We start from the raw sequence: 3,560 nt of genomic DNA, 5'->3' as shown, positions 1-3,560 counted from the left end.
TGGGGGTTAGAGGCATGCTCTCAACCTCCACGAGAATGTCTGCGATCGTACTCTTCTCCTGCCCAGAGAGCGGCTATTGGAAAAAAACAGCCGCCTGTGCCCACACCGGCGCAATCCCTTGGTCGATCTCTACCTTAAGTCCGAGTGGTAGGGGGTTGCTCTTCGGTTTTGCCCCTTCCGCCACTGTGACCGTCAGCCAGGTTCTCCTAGGGATCTCGCCAAAAGGCATAGATTAGCGCTTATGATTTAGTAGTAAACCTTTAACTTTTCTTGATTGTCCATGAAGGCCATTACCCTGCATCAACTGCAAATCTTCGAGGTTGCCGCCCGCCACCTGAGCTTTACCCGCGCTGCCGAAGAGCTCTACCTGACCCAGCCCACGATTTCCATGCAGATCAAGCAATTGAGCAAAGCCGTGGGGTTACCGTTGTTTGAACAGGTGGGCAAGCGGCTGTATCTCACCGAAGCGGGGCAAGCTTTACACCAAACCTGCGAGAAGATTTTTGAACAATTGAATCAATTCGAGATGACCCTTGCCGACCTGAAGGGGCTAAAGCAGGGACGGCTGAGCATTGGAGTGGTCACCACTGCCAAATACTTTATACCCCGTCTGCTGGGGCCATTTTGTCAGCAGTATCCCGGCATTGACGTAGCTCTTAAGGTGCTCAACCGCCAGCAGGTTTTGGAGCGGATGAGCAACAACATGGACGATCTCTACGTGATGGGGATGCCGCCAGAAGATCTGGACGTGGTGGCGCAACCTTTTCTGGAAAATCCCTTGGTGGTGATGGCCCCCATTCATCATCCGCTGGTGGGCCAAAAGCGGATCCCTCTGGCGCGCATTGCCCAAGAACCTTTTTTAGCCCGTGAACCCGGCTCCGGCACCCGCATGGCTGTAGAGCGGCTTTTTGAGAAGCATAACCTAAAGCTCAACATTCGCATGGAGATAGGCAGCAGCGAAGCTATCCGCCAAGGGATTTTGGGTGGATTGGGCATTTCGGTTTTGTCTCAGCATGTGTTGGCCTTGGGGGGGTGGCAGCATCATCTGGCTATTTTGGATGTGGAAGAGTTTCCCATTCGGGGGTTCTGGTATTTGGTCTATTTGCGCTCTAAGCGTCTTTCGGTGGTGGCCAAAGCTTTTGCCGACTTTCTTCTTTCCCAGGTTTCTCAAATGGAGCTGGACTTTGTGGCTAAAGAGCAGCACAAATCCAATTCAAATCCCAATCCAAATCCGCTTTCCGGCAAAGAGGCTGAAGCACAGCCGAGAGCTCTTGTCGCAACCCCCGGATCCCCTCAAAGTCGTGAGTGAACAATACTCGCAAAAACCCCAGGTAAGCCCGCGCCCACTCGTCTTCCGGATCCAGCTCGACGATCTGTTGAAAATGCAACTGAGCTGCTTCTGGTTGTAACAGCGCCGCCAACATTAAGCCCAGTTGGTAGTGGCTTTGGATTTGCTGGCTCGGTTGGCCTTGGGCAGCAGCCTGTTGCCGTTCCCCCTCCAGCAGTTGCCGTACCAGGATGCGATCTGGATCCGTCAAAAAAGTCGGGTATTGCAGGGTTGTCCAGGCATTGAGGTAAAGGGAGAGGGCCTGCAGATCCCCAACAGCGGCAGCTCTGGCCGCCCTGCGGAGAGGAAACAAGGGATCCGTTACAAGGAAGGGGCCTTCCTTCGGGAAGCTCGACAGGGATCCTCTCCAGGATTGGTGTAGGGAATGGCGGATCCCTTTGGGCGACTGCCATTCCAGGTGGAGAAGGCCACCTCTTGGGAAGTCGGTTGTGGGCAGCGTCAAGATCTCTTCCACCAGCCAGCCGCCTGTTGAGTTGAGCTGCAGGCGATTCTGCCCCAGCACCCAGGCCCGCTTCTCCAAAACCCGTCCTTGCCCATCTTCCAGCCGCGCCCAAACCAGCGTCTGGGCCAAGTTCTGAGCTGGGCCTTGCCAGCGCAACTTCCAGGCCGGGATCCCCAGCTCCGACAGCGTCTCAACCTCCACCAGCTCCACCTCCCCAGCTTCCAGAGGCCACTTCTGCACCGTCACTCTTGGCATGCGAGGGAAGTAAGTGTGCGGCCGACCCACCGTAGGCAACTCCACCGCCGGATCTTGTCGCCAGTCTGGGCTGCTGCGCAGGTGCTGCCGGATCTGCTCCTTAGTCGGGCCATAAGGGCCGATAATCCCCTGTTCCCCTTCGGCATCCACAAACCCATCCAGCAAGGATAGCTCCAGCTCCGGCCAGGGGGTTTGCCCGGCAGCGCGGAACGTGACCGGCCAGCGCTGGAGAGCTGCTAAGTAGGTGAGGGTTTCGGAAGAGATCAGCTCTGTATTGGGGAGAACTCCCAACGTGGTGGTCAAGCCTGGCTGGATCAAGGATTGGATCCACTGGGTCAGCTCCTGTGTGGGGTGCTTCCCCTGCCAGCGCATCTGGATCCCCGTCCACAGAGGGGCCACCCCTGGGGTGAGGGGCCGACCCAAATTGGCCAAGGCCAAGCAGCCCAGAACTAGCCCTGCACAGACTCCCCTTTGCAAAGCCCACGCACCCCAGCGTTCCTCCAACCACCGGCAAGCCTTTTGGATCCCGCCTGCTGATAACACGGCCAAGAGAGGCAGCAGGGGTAGGGTGAAGCGCACATCTTTGATGTCCACCAGGGTGTAGAGAAGGTAGCCGGAACCGTAGGTGGCCCACAAGACTGCCTCTCGCCTGTCCAGGGATCCCCACCCGCTCAGCAGCGGCAACCCACACAAAAAAGGGCTCATCTGCAGGGGCAAAAGGCGCAAGTAGGCAGTCCACCAGCACAGGGATCCCGCTGGGCAAGTGATGTAGTAGTGGGCAGTCTCGGCGTAAGCCCAGCCATTGCTGAGCACAAACAGCCAATTGGCCCCATACCAGGGCCAGCACAAAAGCAGCATCACACCCATCCCCAAGGCCAAGTGGGCCAGCCGCGCCGGCCAAGGGATCCCTTTCCACCACCCCACCGCTTTCCCAGAGCGCCAGAGGGCCTGACCTGCAACTCCCACCAAAGGCAGCAGCAAAAACAGCACCCCTGTCCACTTGGTGAGCAGCACCGCCGCCACCCCCGCCCCCACCCCCACCGCCCCCCACCAGGAAGGCTTCTCCCCATAGGCCCACAGCGCCCAAAACGCCAGCGTCACCGCCACCACCAGCGGCAACTCCAACATGTACACGTGGGCCAAAGCCGTGATCCCCGGATAGAGGAGCAGCAGCGCCGCCGCCAGCCAGCCCACTTCCCCAGAGCGATAGACCCGCTGTCCCAGCCGCTGCGTTGCCAGAACCAGCACCCCCAGCAACACCAAGTTGAGCAACTGCCCGTCCGCCCGGCTGAAGGGATGCAGAGCCGCCAAGGGGATCCCCAGCCAATAGGCCAAAGGGGGGTAGCGCTGGTTCAAATGCAAAAACTGCTGCCCCCACAGCCCATCCCAGCGAAACCGCTGCAGGTGAAGCCCAAACGCCTGCGCCTGCAACAAATGCTGCGCCTCATCCCACGCCGGCGGCAAGGGATCCGTCCAATTCCAGATCACCAGCAGCAGCAGGGCCACCATCCCCAG

General features: G+C 58.8%; 2 protein-coding genes. One reads left to right on the top strand and one right to left on the bottom strand.

Features of this window, described 5'->3' with window-relative positions; genetic code table 11:
• Positions 1-280: 280 nt before the first annotated feature.
• Entirely contained in the window at positions 281-1,309 is a 1,029-nt protein-coding gene (locus tag NW819_RS10340) for a LysR substrate-binding domain-containing protein (RefSeq protein WP_414413687.1), read from the top strand.
• Here the strand turns inward: NW819_RS10340 and NW819_RS10335 are convergent.
• The coding region (locus NW819_RS10335) for a phospholipid carrier-dependent glycosyltransferase (protein WP_414413686.1) at positions 1,191-3,560 on the bottom strand (2,370 nt) is incomplete at its 5' end. The two genes, NW819_RS10340 and NW819_RS10335, sit on opposite strands and share 119 nt — an antisense overlap.

The organism is Synechococcus sp. R8-2, assembly GCF_047461715.1.
Taxonomy (GTDB): domain Bacteria; phylum Cyanobacteriota; class Cyanobacteriia; order Thermostichales; family Thermostichaceae; genus Thermostichus.
The sequence above is the reverse complement of the archived record's forward strand: the minus strand, read 5'-3'. Positions and strand labels throughout refer to the sequence as shown.